We start from the raw sequence: 17766 nt of genomic DNA, 5'->3' as shown, positions 1-17766 counted from the left end.
TTGTCCGTTGCCTCCTGTATGCATGTGTTGGTGGATCGATATCGGGTCAGTGGGTGTCGAACAGTGCCTGGTATTGAGCAACCGCCTGCTGTGTGGCCGCACGCTCGTCAGTGGTCGGGTTGAACGGATTCGCTGCAGGGGGCAGCGCACCAAGTTTGAGGAGCGCTGCCATGAGAAGCATGCGTGCCTTGGTGGCCGTGAGGTTGTTACCGGAGATGAACGTCGGGTCGGTCCGGTACGCCATGCCTCCGGTGTTGCCACGTCCGGTGCGGACCACGGGCATGCCAGCGAAGATGGCGACGCTCAAGGCCGCGTTCCTGACCGGGTCGGCCATCCCGAACGGCGACATGCCCTCGCACACGAAACCGGCCAGGGGCGCCTGGGCGAGATTGGCTTTGATCCGTGCCAGGATCTCGACTTCATCGTCTGTGATGAGTGAACCATCGGTGCCAGATCCTGTCGCCGCATACCGGGTGTACTTGGTGATCGTGACGTACGGCATGGAGGCCGGAACGAGTCCGCTTGAGTCCTTGACCACAACGTCAACCGGGGACACGCCTTCTTCCAATGCCCCGGTAACGCCGGTCACCTGCTCACCGAGCACGGTGAGGCGCAGATCCGAGCAGTGTGTGTGTTTGCGGGCGGGAAGGTAGGTGAGCTGCGGGGGACTATAGCCCCCCAGGTCCACGACCACTCCCCCGTGACCGCCGGTTACCTCGTAACCACCCGGACGGGCGTCGACCTTGGTCACATCCCGGGCCGAGTAGACGAGTTCATCGACGATCACACAGGCGCCGACGCGGTCCTCACCCCGCTCGTTCAAGGCGACGCCGGAGGCGATGTACTTCACGCCGTCTACAACGTTCCGGTCGCCGTCGGCGCTCAAGGATTGGTGACGGCGCTGAGCCGCGTGCCCGACGAGCGGCACCGTCGTATCGATCATCAGCCCCAGCCAGTACAAGGTCTCCTCGACTGTCGGGCTGCCCTCAAGCCATTGGACGCCCGCGTATTCGCCCGTGGACAGGATGGCCTGGACCTGGTTGGTCGCCTTGGCGAGGTGCGTCAGGCCCGGCTCACTCTGCAGGTGGTACGGATAGTAGATAAAGAAGTCCTGCCCATGCCGCTCGGCATCGGGGCCAGTGGTGTATCCCCCCGACGGGGCAGCGCGGAAGAACTCAAAGTCGGCGACCGACCCGAGCGGGGCGCCGGTGCCGTGGTCGGCGAGGCCGAACCGTTCGATCTCCTCATACAGGCGGCGGGCATCGGGGTAGAACGTCTGCCGGGTGTCCCCCGGTGGAGCCAGCGGTGTGGCCGCCGTTTCGTCCCACGCGGACCCATCCGCCTGCCTGGCCATATAAGGCAAGGGATAGAGACCGTCGTCGGGGTGAAGTTCGACTTCATACACCGGTGTGGCATCCCCGGAGGGCCGCTCATTGTGGAAGGTGCCATCAGAGTCGAGCCAGCCGTCCGGGGGAGCGTACAAGTCGGCTGCGTCCCGTTCGAGCGGGTGGGCACTGAACGCCTCGATGTATACCGTCACCGGTGCCGCGAGCCGCTGAGCGCGAAGGGCATCGAAACGAGAAGGCCGTAGCGGCAGGCCGTGACGTGCGCGCGCCTTGTTTGAGGTGACCAGGTCCGGTGTGTTCAGGATCGTCGCCGTCGGCCCGGCGAACACCGCGATACGGGGTCGAGGCGCGCCGTCCGGAAGAATGTCGCCCATCACAGCGGGCGCAGGTGCTCAAAGGTGACGTCGTATCCCTCGGTCAGCCGCTGAGCGATCAGCGAGCGATGGCAGGCCTCGGCGTCCTGCAACCGGCGTGCGTTCGCCCAGGCGTACTCGGCTCCACGAACGCCGCGACGCCGGCGTACGTCCAACAGCAGCGATACACCCGCCTGCCGCAGACGTTCTAGGTAAGAACCGATATCGAAGCCAAAGACCTCGATGGTGGCCATTGTCTGCACCGCGGATCTCCCGTCCTCTCACTTACTCCCGACGATGTTCTGATGGCCTCTAGCCTCGTGGCGCGACGATCAGGGCGGTCGCCTCCATCGGCAGATCGGCGGTCCGCTCGATGTCCAAGCCAGCCCGGTTCAGCAGCGCCGTGATCCCGTTCAGGGTGCGGTGCTCGCCGCCTGTCGTCACCAGCAGGTGCAGGTCCCACAGGGAGGGCAGCACGGTGGGGTTCTCGTCTTCGACGAAACGATCGAGGATCAGCAGCCGTGACTCCGAGTCCGCCATGGCGCGGCGGCAGTTCTCGAAGACGCTGACGACCGCGTCGTCGTCGTGGGCGGCCAGTACCCGACAGAGGATGTAGACGTCCCCACCCTCTGGGACTTCGGTGAGCATGTCACCCCCGACCACCTGCGCACGGTCGAGTCCGACGGTGGCGGCCAGGTGCTCACGCGCCTTGGGCGTCATGTGTTCGCGGTCGAACAGCGTGCCTACGGCATCCGATACGGCGCCGAGGATCGTGGCGAGCAGGTGCCCGCCCCCTCCGCCCACGTCCACAACCTTCTTACCGGAGAAGTCGAAGACCTCAGGTACCTGGTGGAAGAACATACTTCCGGCGTTCAGGGTGTGCCCGAACCGCCGGGCAAGGGCCGGGTTCTGGCTGAGATAGTCGTACAACGGCTGGCCATAGGCGGCTTCGAAACCCGAGCTTGCCGTGCTGATGGCGTGGTGGGCGTGCCCCCAGGCGGAGTAGAACTCCTCACCGTAGAGCAGGCACATATCACGCTGCGATTGGGGGCCCTCCACTAGCGCTACGCTGATACGGGTGCTCCGGTAGCCTGTCGACTCACTACCCTCGAAAACACCCATGGCCACCAGAAGGCGCATCAGACGGTGGATGCCCTTCTCATTCGCCCCCGTCGCTTTGGCGAGTTCGGCGCAGTTAGTCCGCCCGGCCTCGATCTGGTCCGGGAGTCCAAGCTTGACCGCCGTGTAAAGGGCCTGCGCCTTCCACCCACCGGTGATGATGTCGACCACGTCCCGAATGACCTGCACATCGGCTGTCACGAACTTATCTCCTTGTTTCATCACGTTGAGCCCGCCAGCCACTGGTTACGGCGGCGGTTGGTGGGGGCGTACTGCTTGGTGATCCACCGGCAGATCGCCTCCACCACATGGCCCGCTCGTCATCGTCGAGCGTGTGCCCGGCGCGGATGCCGTGCCGGCGCTCCAGACAGGTGCGGCAGCAGGTCGCGGTGGCGTGCTGGGCGACAAAGACCGGATGCCCCCGGTAGGGCGTTCGACGGCCGTCGTTGTACGGCTCCGCAGGAGCCGGCCTGCTGCCGATCAGATCCTCGGCGTGCCTGCGGACGATGACGATGCCGCGCAGGTCAACCATCGCGCGATCTCTTCCGTACAGCCGGAACCTCGCGCGGAAGGGATGCCGCCCGATCCGGTCCAGCCTGTCATCCAGCTCGTCCATTATCGGGTTCGGTAGCTCAGGACTGCTGCCTGATGTTGACCATCCAGTTGAAGGCGATGTACGGGTTGAGCTGAGATCCCATCTGATGCTCCTGGGAGTGTGAGAGCGGGCAGCGTGAACAAAGGGCAACCGTTCGAGCCTCAGGTGGGGATACCGCCGCGATTGATCTTCGGCACCTCGATCCCCAGCGCACGCAGCTGCTGGAACGGGTTCATGAACTCGCGTTGCAGCTTGATCTTTCCGTTTTCGAACAGGAACGAGTGGATGAAGTGGTTCCTGTAGTGGCCGGGCGGGTAGTCCGGATAGAGGATCTGCCCTTCCCCGTCGCACTCGACCCAGAACCTGTTCGGGTCTTGCGTGTCGAAGATCTCCACGTTCGTCCATTCCCAGTCAGGGAACATCCTCAGCGACCACTCGCCGTGCGCCTTAAGTTTCTCGTGCCCCTGCGAAATGACCGGGGCGCCGGTGTCGGTGGTGTACAGGCCAGCGCTGCCGTCCTGCGCGAATAGCAGATACCGCGTCAAACGGTTCTCGCCTTTGCGGCTCATGTAGTCCGCGACAACCTCACGGTTACGGCGGCCCAGGTCGGCGTCTGCGTCGAACCCCTCGGGCTGCATCGTGATGTCTGACAACTTTCGAATCTCCTTACCGTTTCCAGTGCCTGATCATGCGGCCGGGTGCCACCACCCGCGCCCGGGTGAAGATCCCAGAGCGCGGTCGGCGGGATCGTGTCAGGACCGCGTGGCGACCGCTTCGACCTCGAACAGGATGTCGGGCGCGGCCAGCCCGGCAACCCCGATGACGGTCTGCGTCGGCGAATGTCGCCTCCGGCGTGTGTTCCGTGGGGCGACATCGAGAAAGGTGGTCAGCTTAGGCGAAGCTCGGGACGGTAGATATCCAGCCAGGTGCTCAGGTCGAGGACCCGTTCCATACCGTTGCGGACGTATATGGGCATCCCGTCCGCCCCTTGCTGCGTGATGTTCTCCAGGTAGCTGCGGTCGACCAGCTCGAACACCGGGTCGTCGGTGGCGAGCAGGTCCCTGCACTGCTGCAGCAGAGCGCCGGTGTAGTGCGGGTCCAGGGTAGCCGGGTAGGGGCTCTTCACCCGGTTCAGTACCGACTGGGGCAGCAGGTCGGCGCTCGCGGCGCGCAGCAGGCTCTTCTCCCGGCCGTCGAAGGTCTTCAACGACCACGGGGTGTTGTAGACATACTCCACAAGCCGGTGGTCGCAGAAGGGGACGCGGACCTCCAACCCGACGGCCATGCTGATCCGGTCCTTGCGCTCCAGAAGCATCCGGACGAAACGGGTCAGGTGCAGGTGGCACATCACCCGCATCCGCATCTCGTGGTCGCTTTCACCCTCGGCCCGCTCGACCTCGTCGACCGCGCTGGCGTACTGGTCACGGATGAAGGTCGACAGGTCAAGGGCCTTGGTGATGGCGGCGTTGAACCGGTCCGACACCTGGGCCCGCGCGCCGCTGACGAAGACGGCCATCCAGGGGAACGTCTCGGCCGCCTGTATCTCCGGCTGGAAGAACCACCGGTACCCGCCGAACACCTCGTCAGCGGACTCCCCGGACAAAGCGACCGTGGAGTGCTCGCGGATGGCCCGGAACAGCAGGTACAGCGAATTGTCCACGTCGCCGAAGGTGAACGGACTGTCCCGAGATGTGATGACCGCACGGCGCACCTCCGGGTCCGCGATGGCGGCATGGTCGAGCACGATGGCCTCATGCTGCGAACCGACGTGCGAGGCCACCTCGCGTGCGTAGGGCGCGTCCGTCGTACCGCGCAGCTCATCGGCGACGAAATCGTTCTCTCGCCCGACGAAGTCCACCGCGAAGCTGCGCACCTTCTCGCCGCCTTCACCGAGCTTGGTGGCGGCCAGTGCGGTGGTCACACTGGAGTCCAGCCCACCCGACAGCAGCGTACAGCGCGGCACGTCGGAGACCATTTGACGGCCCACGATGTCCTCAAGCAGCGCACGCACGTTCGCGATGGTGGTCTGCTGGTCATCGGTGTGAGGCCGGGTCGGCAGGGTCCAGTAGCGATGCTCGCGCAGGCCACCCCGGTTGACGGTGACGATGCCGCCCGGGAGCACTTCGTTCATTCCGCACCACAGCGCGCTGCCGGGCGGCATGGTGAGGCTGAACACCGCGCGCAGGCCGTCAAGGTCGACGGCGCGGTCGGCCAGCGGGTTGGCGAGGATCGCCTTCGGCTCTGAGCCGAACAGCACCCCGTCGTCGGTGCTGTAATAGTAGAGCGGCTTGACACCCATCCGATCGCGGATCAGCACCAGCTTTTCGCCCCGGGCGTCCCAGATTGCGAAGGCGAACATGCCGTTCAGACGTTCGGCGACCGCCTCACCCCACTCCAGGTAGCCGTGCAGGACCACCTCGGTGTCGCTGCGGGTCCGGAACCGGTGGCCCCGGCGCAGCAGCTCATCCTTGAGCTCGGTGAAGTTGTAGACCTCACCGGTGTAGGTGATCGTGACCGCGCCTTCGCCGGTGTCCACCGACATCGGCTGGGTGCCGCCCTCAATGTCGATGACCGCCAGCCTGCGATGCCCCAGCGCCGCATGCCGGTCAACCCAGGTGCCGCAGGCGTCCGGTCCCCGGCAGGTCATGGTCGCAGTCATCGCGTCCAGCTCCGCCGCGCCCTGCTGAGTCAGGTCCCGATCGAAGGAGACCCAGCCCGCAAGTCCACACATGTAATACGCCTTCTTCCTCTTCGAGTGCACTCTGTTCAGGGGGCGGGCTATGGCTGAAGCCGACCAGCCTGCCAGGTGGAGCCGTCGCGCTCGTAACGCAGCCTGCGATGCAGCCGGTCCGGGGCGGCCTGCCAGAACTCGACCGACGCGGGCTCCAGCAGATAGCCCAGCCAGCGGTCCGGACGGGGCAGCGCCACACCCGCGCTACCCAGCTGCCTCGCCTCCTGTCTCAGCGCCTCCTCATCCAGTAGCGGAGCACTCTGATGCGAAGCGACCGACATCGGATGCATGTCGACCGGCCGTGCGGCCCACAGGGCGTCTGATTCCGCATGGGGCAGCGGGCGGCCCGTACCGGTCACGATCACCTGGCGGTCGGCCTCGCGCCAGAACAGCACGCCCGATGCCCGACCAGTCTCAGCCAGGTCCCGGCCCTTGCGGCTGTCGACGTGGCTGGCGAACACCAAGCCGTTGTCGCGGACCGCGAGGACCGCAACGATCCGGTTGGTGACGCGGCCCTCGGCATCGGTCGTGGCCAGCGCCAGGGCGCCCGGCTGGCGAACACCGTCGGCGACGGCGCTGTCGAACCAGATCTTCAGCAGGCCCATTGGCTCAGCGGGCGGGGTGGAGAACTCCTCAGCCGACAAGGGCTCGGTTGATGCGCTCATGATTTCCCCTCCGATTCGAAAGCCAGCCCGCGATCGACCAACTGGCCAGAATGAACGCCTTCGACGATCGCCTCAACGTCGGACGCCAACCGGACGGTCGGGGGGTATCCGATGAGTTCGGTGGCCCGATTCGGCGGCATCGGTTGCTTCAGATCGGCGCCAGAGTCCCAGAGCATCACCGCACCCCAGCGGTTGGTGTCCCGATCAGAGATCCAGAATTTCAACCGCATCCCTTGAACCTGCTCCCACGGCCCCACGCCCTCGTCCCGCAGATACTCGCGCAGGGAGTCGATGGTCTGGCCGGATCCCGACAGGTCCCACCAGGCGATGGTGGCTTTCATGCGTTCAGTACCTCCTCGATCTTCATCAGCGGAACCACCAGCTCACCCAAGACGCGTTCGGCGTCCTGGGTGAGCACCGATTCGAGGTGAAACTGCACCGAGCTGAAATGCGGCCCGCGCAGGGCGTGCACCTCGCCCGTTCCGCTGTCCAGGCTGACCCTCACCTCACCGACGCCGGGACACTCCACCCGCTCAGCTGAGCCGATGGCTTCGTAGGAGTTGTAGAAGCCGACCCGCTCGGGTGAGCCGAACAGGTCGATCTCGCGCTGGGTGCCCTGGTTGGGGACCTGACGGCGCCTCAACTGGAAACCCAGGTGTCGGCACAGCAATTGATGACTCAGGCACACCGCCAGGAAGGGGGCACGCCGAGCCAGTAAATGCTCGATCACCGAGGCGAGGTAGGCCATCCTGGACTGGTCAGCCTCCCTCGGGTCACCGGGCCCGGGACCCAAGATGACAAGGTCGTGACCGTCGACGTCGTGGGGCTCATCGAAGCGGACGAGCTGCACCGTCAGCCCGATGGCGCTCAACTGGTGGGCCAGCATCGAGGTGAAAGTGTCCTCAGCATCAATGATCAGCGCCCGGCGGCCGACCAGCGCCGGATACGGCTGTGCCCGCGCGTCGGCGTCGCTGAGCCAAAATCGCGCGATCGACTGGTTGCGCTTCCCCAGAGATTTCTGGATCAGCGGATGCTGGTCGAGCCGCTCGTTCTCGCCCGGTCCTTGGGGATCGGAGATAGCTGTTCCGTGGGTCAGCGCAGAGAGCAGGCCCGCGGCCTTGGTACGCGTCTCGGCGACTTCGGCGTCGGGGTTGGAATGCCGGACCAGGGTTGCTCCTACCCCTATCTCGACGTCGCCTGAGGCAGTGATGTCGGCAGTGCGGATGAGGATCGCCGAATCCAGGGTGCGCGCACCGGCGGCATCATGGCCGATGAGGGCAGCGACACCCCCGTAGTACCCGCGCCCATGCGGCTCGTAGCGGGCGATCACCCGGCAGGCGTTCTCCAGCGGACTGCCGGTCACGGTGGGGGCGAACATCGTCTCCCGCAGGATGTCGCGGGGATCGAGGTCGCTGCGCCCCTCAATGATGTACTCGGTGTGGGCGAGGTAGGCCATTTCCCGCAGGAACGGGCCCACCACCTGACCACCGCCCTTGCAGACTCGGGCCATCATCTTCAGTTCCTCATCGAGGACCATGTACAGCTCGTCGGTCTCTTTGCCATCGGCGAGAAAGTCCACGACCTCCGACAAGACCGGCCCTGTCGAGGGATAGCGATAGGTCCCGCTGATCGGGGTCATCGCCACGACACTGTCATGCAGGCTGACGTGACGCTCTGGCGTGGCGCCCACGAACGTCCGCGTACCGGTGTACACCAGGAAGATCCAGTATGCGCCGGTCTCCCGGGTGAGCAACCGACGGAACAGGCTCAGTGCGCTGCGTGTGGAGTACTCGGTGATGGTGGTGCAGAACGAACGCTTGATGACGAAGTTGGAGCCCTCACCGGTGCCGATCTCGTTACCGAGCACCGCGCGAACCGTGTCAGCGTACGCGTCGTCTTCAATGTCGAAACGCCCACCGGTCAAAGCGATCGGCTCGTCCGGCAGGAGCCTCAGCGCCTCGGACGCGGCGATCTGCCCCTGGTCGGTCACCGTCATGGTGAGCAGCGGTGAACCGTCCACGGCGGCTGCGTAACCACGTTCGGTGATCTGCTGATGGGGTACCAGAACCAGCATTTCATGCCGGGCCTCGCCCAGCCGCGTAGCCTGGTCGGCCAGCGGGATGTCGGCGAGTCTGGCCGGGGCGGCGACCTCGCCCAGCAGGATCTCCACTCGGTCCGGTCGCACGGTCTCGGGGCGGTGCAGCAGGGCGAAAGCACCTGGGTTGGGCCCCAGCACGTGCTGGAGCAACTGAGACAAACTCATTGGAACACCTCCCCGGTGGTAGTGACAACCGAGCAGCGAACGGCCGCGTAGTCGAGGGTCAGCCGGTGGTACTCGGCGGAGAAGTCACCAACGGCGTCGGCGACCAGGAACGTCTGGATATCGTTGGTGAAGGCCTCAAGAGCCGTCGCTAGGACGCCGACATGCCCGTACACCCCGCAGACGATCAGCTGGTCGCGGCCCTGGTCGCGCATCTGCGCCAGAAGATCCGAACGAAAGAATGCGCTGTAGCGCCACTTGGTGAGCACCTGGTCCCCAGGCCGGGGTGCGAGCTCCTCGACGATCTCACGATCAACGGGGTCCCTTCGCATGCCCGGGCCCCAAATGTCCTTCAGTAGGCCGCGTTCCTTATCGGTCATGCTGCCGGGTTGCGCGGTATAGATCACCGGAACCCCGAGCGCAGCGCAGCCTTCCCGCAGCAGCACGCAGTTGCGCACCAGCGGGGCACGCATCGGCGGGGGGAACGGCGCGAGGAAATAGCGCTGCATGTCATGCACGAGTAGCACCGCCCGGCTCGGGTCGGGGGTCCACCGTGCGGTACTTGTGGGCAGTTCACCTGAAGTGGGCAATGGGTAGGCAGGGATCGGAGCTATGCCCGACACAGTTCTCCCTCGGCATGGTTCATCGTCTTATGTGTCTGCCAGACCGAAACCACCGATACCGCCTGGCGGGGGTTGAGTCGCGGGTCGCAGAGCGTCGTGTAGTTCTCGCCGATCCGGCCGGTGCCGCAGTGGGCGTCGACGCATTCGGTCACCGCGTCGAGGGTGGTCTCCAAGTGGATCCCACCAGGCACTCCGCCCGCTGCGTGAACGGCGGCCTGGAACGCCGTGACCTCCCGAATGATCGTCTCCACAACCTTGAACTCGTGATGCCGCTAGATCGCCGATCAGGTCAGCTGAGCACAGAGAAGGACTGCCGAGGCAGCCCCGATCAGTGGTGATGCGGGCTCACTGATCCGCTGCTCGGGAGATTGCCGCTTGCGACGGCGAGATTCTTCGGCCCCCGGACGGGGCCGCCGCAGCGCCACCGTGGGGCGGGTAAGGGTTGTCCTGGACGTACAGCCAGCTACCGTCCAACTGCTCCTGCACGGTGTCGCAGAAGTTCCCGGTGAAGCTCTCGCGCTTACCGTCCGGGCCGGTCTGCTCCAGGGAGTATGTGCCCATGATCGACGCCGTGCGGTGAATGACCAAGTCGTTCCACAGACGCCTCCCTCCCGCCATCACGGTCTGGCCAGGATTGACCGTGAGCACCGGGTCCGCCTTGAACCAGTCGATACAGAAGGCCTTGATGGCCTTGTGGCCCCTGATGACGGATAGGTCGTAGTTGACGATCGCGGCCTCGGGCTCGTGGAGGGCGATGATGCCGTCCACGTCCTTGGCCTTGATCCGCTCACCCAGGAGCGTCAGCAGTTCCTCTGGGCTCCTGGCCTGTTTAGTGCCGGCAGCCGCCGGGACGGCGGCGTTCGCGGCCGGCGCTGCGCTCGCGATATAGGTATCTGTCACGCCGACAAGCGCCCCGGCGTCGAGCACGATGGCCATGGAAACCGGCAGCACGCGGCTGAACTTCTTCAAGGGATCTCCCCAACCTACAGGTGGAAACGAGGTAAAAACCACACATCTGCAGGGCTAACGGAATACTGACTTTCAACCCACGGCGGTGCGATTCAATCGATAATTCGCTTTCCGCCCTTTTGCCTTGACGGTAGCAATCGTGCCGTTCGAATTTAACCCCTGTCAAGACGTGATATTTCGCCAATTGCGCTCATGTTGCACCAGTCAAAACCATACATAAAATATGTAAATTCGCAAAATTACATAGTTAGGGCGAAATCGTGCACAAGCAATTGACAATGGGCAGCCATGGCCTTCCCGGCGGTGAGGGGCCCCGAGTCGATCTGCCCGAGCGTCGGCACTTCGCAGCCGCCCACGAACTGCGGATCATCGAAGGTCGGGGAGCCCGGAGGGATCTCGCCTCTGGGCTCCCACAGATCCGTGCGTAACAGTCTCCCGGTAAGCCATCGCCCGCCGCCCCCGCCGTGTATCCGCGAGGAACACCGGCGATGTGGGTCCGAGACCGGTTGGAGGGCTTGTTCACCGACGAGAGAGGGCTGGTTGGCGCAGCTGATCACCCCGGAGTGGGTCCGGCGCTGTGGCCGCCCGGTCCGCTACGACCGGCTACCCGCCGGGGCGCCGGCCTTGAGCGCCTACGTCGAGGAGATGGGTGCGGACGGGATGAGACTGCTCCAGGCGCTGTATCGGCCCGATGCCCCCTCAGGCCTGCGCTCCTTGCAGCAGTGCAGGTCCTGCGGCAGGTCTGGGTGCAGCAGTACTGGACCGATGCCGAGGGGCGACTGCGCTGGCGAGGGCCCAAGCAGACCCGAGACCGCAAGAGCCACCCCTCGCCGCTCGGCCGGCGGTGACGACGATGACAAGCCGGTCTCGGACCGGTCCGCCTCGACTCGCGCGCCAAAGAACACCCCGGTTTCACCAAGGAGGACTTCACCGTCGGCTGGGAGCGGCACACGCTCACCTGCCCGCAAGGCGTGATAGTCCTGCCTGGCGTCCGACCAGGGCCGACGGGCAGCCGTGCTGGTCAGTGCTGTTTCCCCGAGCAGCCTGCCGGGTCTGCCCGGTCCGGCTCCAATGCACCGGTAACGTCGACGGCAAAGGCCGCCATGTCCTTCTCCTGCCCCGGCCCCTGCAGGAAATCCAGACCAAGGCCAGAGTCGAGCAGCAGACCCCGCCCTGGCGTCAGCGCTACGCCATGCGCGCTGGATGCGAGGCCACCGTCTCCGAGACGGTCCACGCTCACGGCCTACGTCACTGCCGCTACCACGGCCTGGCCAAGACCCACGTGCAACACGTCCTCACCGCCGCGGGCGCCGACCTCATCCGGCTCAGCGAATACATGCCCCTGCAGCCACAGAGACCTGCCAGCCGCTTCCAACGACTTTGTCAGAACCAGCCGCCCGCTACCTGACCCACCAAAGATCACCAACAGCATCCGATCTTTGCGCCAGAGCCAGATCTCATGGCCGCCAGCCTGGATCAGGCTGGCCGCCTATCCAGAGAAGTTCCTGACCGTCCACAGCTGGGCCTGAACAACAGGGAGCCCCGCGCGTTCTCCTAGGCGGAGGGCGCGGGGCGCTTTCGTCTGTTGCGCCGGGTACTGCCCATGGCTGTACCGATGTTCCTCAACCTTGGTATTGCCTGCTTACTAGTCTTTCTTCAGGATGTTCACGGCGATGATCTGCCTGCTGAAGGGGAAATGCACGACGGACGTGCCGCCGACGGGCGCCCACTCGCCGTGCCACTCTCCATACTCGGGCATTTGCGGGTTGGGGTGCTTCCAGGACACGCCGATCAGGTGGTAGCCGGTGCCGCTCGCGCAGTAGCTGCTGTACCCGTCGGTGATGCGGCTGATGGTGCAATCAGTGGGCTCGGCCTGTGCCGGTGTCGCCCCGGTGATGACCGTGGCGGCACCCAGTGCCATCGCGAGTAGGGCTGCGGGTAATCGGCGGATTCTCACGGGATGACTCCTTGCGGCGGGGAAGGAGGACACCTCAAGGTGACCATCGATCGGCGAGGCCGGGGAGCTCGCATTTCCTCATATTTCGGCTGCATGGTCCGGTCAGCGGGGCCGGTTTGTGCTGTGTTGAGGGCTGTGGAGATGGACGTGACCCCGCACGGCGGGCCACTGAACGGCGACGTCCTGCCCAGCCAGCCGATCACCCACGACCCGGGCGCCTACATGATCGCGCCCGGGTGGACGGCTCACGCGCTGTACGGGCTCGACGAAGACGGCGATCTCACGGTGTGGCGGTACCGGGGCGAGGTCGGCCGATCCTTCTTGCCCTCGCCTCGCATGATGGCGTTCGCCTCCTCGCGCGTCCCTCCGGCGGCGAGGCAGAGCCAGGCCCAGGCGCCACGCCGGTCGAGGTCGGCGATCAGCTGGTCGAAGTCGTTCACGCGCTCATGGTGGCGTGGCGGGGTGATCGTGCGCAGGCGGAGGCGACAACATCTCGTCGCAGCATTAAGCATGTGATCGACTACTCATAGTTATGTTTGTGAGGTCATCCACTCCGCGAAAGGGATCATCTGATGCGCCTGGCCCGCCCTCTGCTCACCGTCGCCCTGGCCGCTCTCACCGCCGCCACAGCCGTGGTCCCGGTCTCGCCCGGCTCGGCCTGGGCGGCGACCGGCTCGCTATGGATCAACGACAAACGCCACCACAACCCCAGCGGCTGCTACACCATCATGGGGCCGCTTTCGGCGACCAACCGCACCAACACAGCGGCTGTCATCTACGAGGGCGCCAGGTGCAACCACCGGATACTCACTGCCCTTGGGCCTAACCAGCGCAACACGTGGGAGTTCGGCGGCAGCATCTATATCGACTAGCGAGACACGACGGACGCGACGACTGCTGACCGACGCCCTCGCCCGTGACGGGCGGGGGCATGCCGATTGCTTCTGCGCGCTTCCTGCTTATTTGTCACCACCGTCGCCGTTTAGGTTAATTATTTTTATGATCTCGACGAGAAATGTGATTCCCCCGGGGAGTGTGATGCCGCTGAATATAATGGCGTCCAGCGGATTGAGTGACTCGCCGTTGCTCCATGTCAGGTGGATGGCACCCAGAAGGGCGAAGACAGAGAATGTTGACACATTGGCGGAAAGAAAAATAGTAAGCGTATAAGACTTTTCTGTTTCAGTGATGCGCTTTATGATTTCGGTGAATCGGCCCGTCATCGGCTCCGTCTGGCCAGTGTTTGCGGGGAACCGTGCCCGTCAGACTCTCGGGGGTGAAAGTACGCCGCCGCGGTGGTGCTTTCCAGACTCAGTGGTGTTGTGGTCACGGTACGGCTCGGCGACCGAGTGGGGCAGGCGGACAGCAGGACCTCTCCGGCTATGGACAATCCGGCAGGGGCAGCGCATGCTCCGGATGACCTGTCCCTCATCCGATGGGAGCCTCAATGATTCGCCGTGTTTTGTCTGTTCTTGGGATCGTCGCGGTACTGGTTTTGGTGGCGGGGCCGGCGCACAGCGCGAATGTGATCCGCTCACCGCAGGTGGCTGCTCGCTGATCGAGCCGGGCATGGCGGCGCCCCCTAGAAAGTGCCCACGGAGGACGGGGGCGCCGTGGTGTGCGGGTCGGGCCTGGTGAGGGTTGATCGCGCGAAGCGCCCGCAGGAAGGCCTCGGAAGGCCTGGGAGTCGCTGTGTAGACGCCGGTGTCGGGCGCCAGATAGCCCCAGCCTCCGCGGACGCCGGGCGCTGCGGCGACCATCAGGGTGATGGTTCGGCCGGGCTCGTGGATCTCAGTGACCTCGTGAAACCTTGTGAAAGAAGTCACGGTGCACCGGGTTGTTGCCGCCGATGCGGTGGCTGGCGCCGCCCTGGATGACGTCGTCACCGTTTACTGGTGACAGGCGGTTATTCGTTTCCTGCACTATTCTCCCGGCTCGGCGGTGTCGACATGCCTCTTCGGCCTATCTGGGGTAGTCAAGCGAACTGGCTGGTCAGCTACTTGAAGACCGTTAAGGTGCGTAAGGCAAATAGGCTTGGCCGCGCTGCGGTCGTCGATCAGTGCTATTCGAACAGGTGGCGGCTGGCTCGGCTCCAAGCCAGCCTTTTGCCCGCTTCGTCGAGGAAGCCGTTGGTGACCCAGTGGGCTTGGGGCTGGTGCCCGGCATCGGCGAGCTGGCGAACCTGCTCAATAACGTCTCGTTGAACATCGATGACCGCATCGATCAGGCCCGTGGTGGAGGTCAGGCCGTAGGCGGTGGCAAACAGCTCTAGGCGGTGACGCCGGTTAGGGGGCGTGGGGTAACGCAGCCAGCGCAGGCATTCGGCGTCGTCGCGGAACGGCGCGACGTATTCCAGCGCGTAGGCGATGTCGTGCATCCGCGGCCTGGGCCGGGCGTAATCCCAGTCCAGGATCCCCACGGGGCGTTCACCACGCCAGACGATGTTCCATGGCCCGAAGTCTCCGTGACAGATCACCTCGTCATCGCGTGGTTCCGCCTCGCGGCTGAACCATCTGAGTCCCTGAGACGGGCGAAAGCCGGCGACCGCGTCGTGATAGTCGCGTAGCAGGCGGGCAAAGGCCATCAGACCTGGATCCTCAACCACCTTGGCCCAGCTCTGCGAGCCGGATTCGCCGTCCAGGTAGGTGAGGATCTCACGGCCCTCTTGATCGATTCCCAGCACCCGCGGCGAGTAAGGGAACCCCACCTCTTCCAGATGCTGGAGCAACGCATGGACGGCCGGTGTCCACGGGTGCGTGGGCCTGCGAACCGTGTCGCCGAGGCGTACCACTCTGCGATGCGCAGAATCCTGCAAGATCTCCTCATCTGCCACGTGTTCAGAGGTTACTCGCGCTGCCCATCCCTCCGCTGCTCACCTCCAGCGCGGAGGGCGGGCATTGGGCCGGCCAGGCGCTCCATAACATCGCTACCACAGCGATACAGAGAAGAAAGATCATGGAGAACGCCAGCGACATCACGACCGCGACGGCGCACCTCGGCGACGCCCACCCCCAGGGGGCCTTCACCACGGTGAAGAAGTGCATCACGCTCTTCGGCGCTGTCAGCGCCATCGTCCTCGGGGTGGTTGCCGTGATGGCGTTCATCGGCCACGAGGCGACCTCGTTCATGTGGATCCGGGCAGGCATCCTGCTCGCGGTCACCCCGCTGATCTACCGGATGACTGTCCGCGCTTCAGAGGGGTCGTATAAGGCTTTCGACCGCGTGCGCACCCTGTCCACCATCATGCCGGTCGCGATCATTAGCGTCGACCTGATCCCCGGCCTCTGCCCAGCGTGGTACGCCCTGCTCCAGGGTCTGTCCGCGCTGGCCCTCATCGGTGTCGCCTTCATTACCCGCGGTTCCGCGCTGCGCGCCGCCTTCCCCGAGAAGAAGTGAAGTCCTGGGGACCTGCTCTGCCCTTCGGATGACCAGCCCCGCGCATACCGCTTTAATCCGGCGATCGCAGACACCGATCTATGTAAGTCGTAACACATCGATACCAGAGCGCGGCCCTCTTCACGGTCCCTTCGGGATGCTTCGCATTGGCGCCGGCCGCTCCGCTCAGCCCTGATCATCCACGCGGGACGTACATGATGACCAGCACACCGAGCAGGCAGATGGCGGCCCCGATAACGTCCCACCGATCAGGCTGGAATTTGTCCACCACCATGCCCCAGATCAGCGAACCGGCGACGAACACACCCCCGTAGGCGGCGAGGATCCGGCCGAAGTGGGCGTCTGGCTGGAAGGTGGCCACGAGCCCGTACAGGCCCAGGGCGACGAATCCGGCCCCGACCCACAGCAGCCCGCGTTGCTCTCTGACTCCCTGCCAGACCAGCCAGGCCCCGCCGATCTCAGCAAGAGCGGCCACGACAAACAGCAGGAGGGAACGCGCGATAGTCACGGCTGTGACTGTAGAGGAGCACTCTCGGCGCGCCGGTGAGCGCTGTCCCCCTGGCAGCCACACCCGGCCCCGCCCGCACATCCGTCGGCCTGCTTCCGGCGTCGCAAGAACCAGCTCAGCCCCCAAGCCGCCACGGCCACGACCGCCAGGATCACAGCCACCGTCGGCATGATCCCGATCAGCGCCACAGCCCCGGCGCCTCCGATCACTCCGGCGGCCAGCAAGACCGGAAGCACGCAACAGGCGGCGCAGGCCACCCCGGCCAGTCCCGCTAGAGCAGGCGGGATCAGGCGCTTGCGCGATGTGGAGTCAGTTGACCTCGACATGTTCCCGCCTTTCTGCCAGGTCCGAAAAAGGCAGCGGGCAGCATGAGCTCGCCGCACACACCACCAGGTCGTCACACCCGGCATCGAGTGCCTGGACCAGGGTTTCGCGAATTGTCTGAAGGTCTGTGATCTTCTGCTCCACCTCGGCCAGCTTGACCCGCGCACGGGCCTGTAGGCCGCTGTCGGGCCTGGCGTGACGATGCCTGCCTGTCTCGACCAGGTCGGCCACCTCGTCCAGGGTAAAGCCCAGCCGTTGCGCCGCCTTGATCACTTGAAGGAGGACCACCGTTTCCGGCGAGTACAGCCGATGGCCGCCGTTACTGCGCCGTGGCTCCTGCAACAGCCCTCGTCGGTGGTAGTAGCGCAGTGTCTGAGCGTTGACTCCCGCCGCTTCGGCGACTTCCCCGGTGCGCAACCACTTCTCACTCATCGCTCGACCTGTGAAGCTGCCTGGGCAGCCAACCCGTCGAGCACCCTGATGTGAACCGCGGGTACCTCGACATTCAGCGTCAGGCCCTCATCTCCTGGCGTGAAGGTGAAGGCGAAGAACGAGCAGCAGCCGCTCTCCCTGGCCGTCAGGTCCCGCGCCGTCTTCTCCACCTGTTCGCTCCCTTCCAGCATGAGCCGCAGGCGAGTCGGCCCCACCCGTTCCAGCCCCAGCAAGGCCGAGGCGAACAGATCGTCGAACTCCGCGACCCGCAACGGCCGCTCCTGTGTCGGAAGCGTGCATTCGGCCGGCGCCCACTCCATGAGTCCTCCCAGTGCTTACAAACCGCCCCTCTCTCGTGCGAGCGGCTCCTACACCTCGAAGGTAAGCCTGTACCTAGTGCTGTGACCGGAAACGATCACCGGGTTGGCGTGTAGAGCACTGCTGCCAGTTGGATGGTGCCGATCACGTTCGATCAGCGCTCGGGAGGC

At 65.0% G+C, this 17766-nt stretch carries 22 protein-coding genes; 3 read left to right on the top strand and 19 right to left on the bottom strand.

The window, feature by feature from the left end; all coding sequences use genetic code 11:
• Positions 1-46: 46 nt before the first annotated feature.
• The 12 genes from AB0395_RS40865 to AB0395_RS40810 all read right to left on the bottom strand — a co-directional run bounded on the left by AB0395_RS40865 (position 47) and on the right by AB0395_RS40810 (position 10661).
• The gene (locus tag AB0395_RS40865; protein WP_366291303.1) at positions 47-1720 is read right to left on the bottom strand and encodes an asparaginase domain-containing protein; all 1674 of its coding nucleotides are present in this window, start codon (positions 1718-1720) and stop codon (positions 47-49) included.
• Positions 1720-1953, bottom strand: a complete 234-nt coding sequence (locus tag AB0395_RS40860) for a hypothetical protein (RefSeq protein ID WP_366291300.1) — start codon at positions 1951-1953, stop codon at positions 1720-1722. Before AB0395_RS40860 ends, AB0395_RS40865 begins: the two co-directional genes overlap by 1 nt.
• A 58-nt stretch (positions 1954-2011) precedes the next feature.
• Positions 2012-3061 (bottom strand): methyltransferase, encoded by a 1050-nt coding sequence (locus AB0395_RS40855; RefSeq protein WP_366291298.1) that lies wholly within the window; start codon positions 3059-3061, stop codon positions 2012-2014.
• Positions 3024-3434: a DUF4186 family protein gene (locus AB0395_RS40850; protein WP_366291293.1), complete on the bottom strand. Its 411-nt coding sequence runs from the start codon at positions 3432-3434 to the stop codon at positions 3024-3026. The genes AB0395_RS40855 and AB0395_RS40850 overlap by 38 nt, the downstream gene beginning before the upstream one ends.
• Before the next feature lie 140 nt (positions 3435-3574).
• Positions 3575-4066: a PhzA/PhzB family protein gene (locus AB0395_RS40845; protein ID WP_366291291.1), complete on the bottom strand. Its 492-nt coding sequence runs from the start codon at positions 4064-4066 to the stop codon at positions 3575-3577.
• Positions 4067-4299: 233 nt separating this feature from the next.
• A complete protein-coding gene (asnB, locus tag AB0395_RS40840; protein ID WP_366291288.1) occupies positions 4300-6144 on the bottom strand; it encodes an asparagine synthase (glutamine-hydrolyzing) in 1845 nt (614 codons plus the stop codon).
• Positions 6145-6191: 47 nt separating this feature from the next.
• Complete coding sequence (gene phzG / locus AB0395_RS40835) at positions 6192-6809, bottom strand: phenazine biosynthesis FMN-dependent oxidase PhzG (protein ID WP_366291285.1); 618 nt, start codon at positions 6807-6809, stop codon at positions 6192-6194.
• Positions 6806-7150 (bottom strand): hypothetical protein, encoded by a 345-nt coding sequence (locus AB0395_RS40830; protein ID WP_366291283.1) that lies wholly within the window; start codon positions 7148-7150, stop codon positions 6806-6808. The genes phzG and AB0395_RS40830 overlap by 4 nt, the downstream gene beginning before the upstream one ends.
• Positions 7147-9072 (bottom strand): anthranilate synthase family protein, encoded by a 1926-nt coding sequence (locus tag AB0395_RS40825; RefSeq protein ID WP_366291281.1) that lies wholly within the window; start codon positions 9070-9072, stop codon positions 7147-7149. Before AB0395_RS40825 ends, AB0395_RS40830 begins: the two co-directional genes overlap by 4 nt.
• Positions 9069-9692 carry an isochorismatase family protein gene (locus AB0395_RS40820; protein WP_366291279.1) on the bottom strand — a complete coding sequence of 208 codons (624 nt, stop codon included), beginning with the start codon at positions 9690-9692 and terminating at the stop codon, positions 9069-9071. The genes AB0395_RS40825 and AB0395_RS40820 overlap by 4 nt, the downstream gene beginning before the upstream one ends.
• Positions 9680-9943: a 3-deoxy-7-phosphoheptulonate synthase gene (locus AB0395_RS40815; protein ID WP_366291276.1), complete on the bottom strand. Its 264-nt coding sequence runs from the start codon at positions 9941-9943 to the stop codon at positions 9680-9682. Before AB0395_RS40815 ends, AB0395_RS40820 begins: the two co-directional genes overlap by 13 nt.
• Before the next feature lie 94 nt (positions 9944-10037).
• Complete coding sequence (locus AB0395_RS40810) at positions 10038-10661, bottom strand: hypothetical protein (RefSeq protein WP_366291274.1); 624 nt, start codon at positions 10659-10661, stop codon at positions 10038-10040.
• A gap of 691 nt (positions 10662-11352) precedes the next feature.
• Between AB0395_RS40810 and AB0395_RS40805 the strand changes: the two genes are divergently transcribed.
• Positions 11353-12069 (top strand): transposase, encoded by a 717-nt coding sequence (locus AB0395_RS40805; protein WP_366291271.1) that lies wholly within the window; start codon positions 11353-11355, stop codon positions 12067-12069.
• A 237-nt stretch (positions 12070-12306) separates the two neighbouring features.
• Here the strand turns inward: AB0395_RS40805 and AB0395_RS40800 are convergent, their stop codons facing one another.
• Both AB0395_RS40800 and AB0395_RS40795 read right to left on the bottom strand, forming a co-directional pair.
• Complete coding sequence (locus AB0395_RS40800; protein WP_366291269.1) at positions 12307-12618, bottom strand: hypothetical protein; 312 nt, start codon at positions 12616-12618, stop codon at positions 12307-12309.
• Positions 12619-12863: 245 nt separating this feature from the next.
• Complete coding sequence (locus AB0395_RS40795) at positions 12864-13058, bottom strand: hypothetical protein (protein WP_366291266.1); 195 nt, start codon at positions 13056-13058, stop codon at positions 12864-12866.
• Between the two features lie 132 nt (positions 13059-13190).
• On the opposite strand from AB0395_RS40795, the gene AB0395_RS40790 reads away from it, so the two are divergent.
• Entirely contained in the window at positions 13191-13490 is a 300-nt protein-coding gene (locus tag AB0395_RS40790) for a hypothetical protein (RefSeq protein ID WP_366291264.1), read from the top strand.
• An 87-nt stretch (positions 13491-13577) separates the two neighbouring features.
• Here AB0395_RS40790 and AB0395_RS40785 read toward each other — a convergent pair whose 3' ends face one another.
• Positions 13578-13841 (bottom strand): hypothetical protein, encoded by a 264-nt coding sequence (locus AB0395_RS40785; protein ID WP_366291262.1) that lies wholly within the window; start codon positions 13839-13841, stop codon positions 13578-13580.
• Positions 13842-14680: 839 nt separating this feature from the next.
• Positions 14681-15451 carry an aminoglycoside phosphotransferase family protein gene (locus tag AB0395_RS40780; protein WP_366291259.1) on the bottom strand — a complete coding sequence of 257 codons (771 nt, stop codon included), beginning with the start codon at positions 15449-15451 and terminating at the stop codon, positions 14681-14683.
• 122 nt (positions 15452-15573) lie between these two features.
• Between AB0395_RS40780 and AB0395_RS40775 the strand changes: the two genes are divergently transcribed.
• Positions 15574-16014, top strand: coding sequence for a hypothetical protein (locus AB0395_RS40775; protein ID WP_366291256.1), 441 nt, complete (start codon positions 15574-15576; stop codon positions 16012-16014).
• A 175-nt stretch (positions 16015-16189) separates the two neighbouring features.
• Here AB0395_RS40775 and AB0395_RS40770 read toward each other — a convergent pair whose 3' ends face one another.
• The 3 genes from AB0395_RS40770 to AB0395_RS40760 all read right to left on the bottom strand — a co-directional run bounded on the left by AB0395_RS40770 (position 16190) and on the right by AB0395_RS40760 (position 17598).
• Positions 16190-16522, bottom strand: coding sequence for a YnfA family protein (locus AB0395_RS40770; RefSeq protein WP_366291253.1), 333 nt, complete (start codon positions 16520-16522; stop codon positions 16190-16192).
• A gap of 309 nt (positions 16523-16831) precedes the next feature.
• A complete protein-coding gene (locus AB0395_RS40765; RefSeq protein WP_366291250.1) occupies positions 16832-17278 on the bottom strand; it encodes a MerR family transcriptional regulator in 447 nt (148 codons plus the stop codon).
• Positions 17275-17598 (bottom strand): hypothetical protein, encoded by a 324-nt coding sequence (locus tag AB0395_RS40760; protein ID WP_366291248.1) that lies wholly within the window; start codon positions 17596-17598, stop codon positions 17275-17277. Before AB0395_RS40760 ends, AB0395_RS40765 begins: the two co-directional genes overlap by 4 nt.
• Positions 17599-17766 lie beyond the last annotated feature (168 nt).

This window comes from Streptosporangium sp. NPDC051023, from assembly GCF_040689595.1.
Taxonomy (GTDB): Bacteria; Actinomycetota; Actinomycetes; order Streptosporangiales; family Streptosporangiaceae; genus Streptosporangium.
Note: the sequence above shows the minus strand (reverse complement) of the source record. Positions and strands in the feature narration are given on the sequence as shown.

Excerpts from the sequence above, each read along its gene's own strand:
- AB0395_RS40865 (WP_366291303.1), bottom strand. The coding sequence starts at position 1,720 with ATGGGCGACATTCTTCCGGACGGCGCGCCTCGACCCCGTATCGCGGTG.
- AB0395_RS40860 (WP_366291300.1), bottom strand. The coding sequence starts at position 1,953 with ATGGCCACCATCGAGGTCTTTGGCTTCGATATCGGTTCTTACCTAGAA.
- AB0395_RS40850 (WP_366291293.1), bottom strand. The coding sequence starts at position 3,434 with ATGGACGAGCTGGATGACAGGCTGGACCGGATCGGGCGGCATCCCTTC.
- asnB (WP_366291288.1), bottom strand. The coding sequence starts at position 6,144 with ATGTGTGGACTTGCGGGCTGGGTCTCCTTCGATCGGGACCTGACTCAG.
- phzG (WP_366291285.1), bottom strand. The coding sequence starts at position 6,809 with ATGAGCGCATCAACCGAGCCCTTGTCGGCTGAGGAGTTCTCCACCCCG.
- AB0395_RS40830 (WP_366291283.1), bottom strand. The coding sequence starts at position 7,150 with ATGAAAGCCACCATCGCCTGGTGGGACCTGTCGGGATCCGGCCAGACC.
- AB0395_RS40825 (WP_366291281.1), bottom strand. The coding sequence starts at position 9,072 with ATGAGTTTGTCTCAGTTGCTCCAGCACGTGCTGGGGCCCAACCCAGGT.
- AB0395_RS40805 (WP_366291271.1), top strand. The coding sequence starts at position 11,353 with ATGCCCCCTCAGGCCTGCGCTCCTTGCAGCAGTGCAGGTCCTGCGGCA.
- AB0395_RS40790 (WP_366291264.1), top strand. The coding sequence starts at position 13,191 with ATGCGCCTGGCCCGCCCTCTGCTCACCGTCGCCCTGGCCGCTCTCACC.
- AB0395_RS40785 (WP_366291262.1), bottom strand. The coding sequence starts at position 13,841 with ATGACGGGCCGATTCACCGAAATCATAAAGCGCATCACTGAAACAGAA.
- AB0395_RS40775 (WP_366291256.1), top strand. The coding sequence starts at position 15,574 with ATGGAGAACGCCAGCGACATCACGACCGCGACGGCGCACCTCGGCGAC.
- AB0395_RS40765 (WP_366291250.1), bottom strand. The coding sequence starts at position 17,278 with ATGAGTGAGAAGTGGTTGCGCACCGGGGAAGTCGCCGAAGCGGCGGGA.
- AB0395_RS40760 (WP_366291248.1), bottom strand. The coding sequence starts at position 17,598 with ATGGAGTGGGCGCCGGCCGAATGCACGCTTCCGACACAGGAGCGGCCG.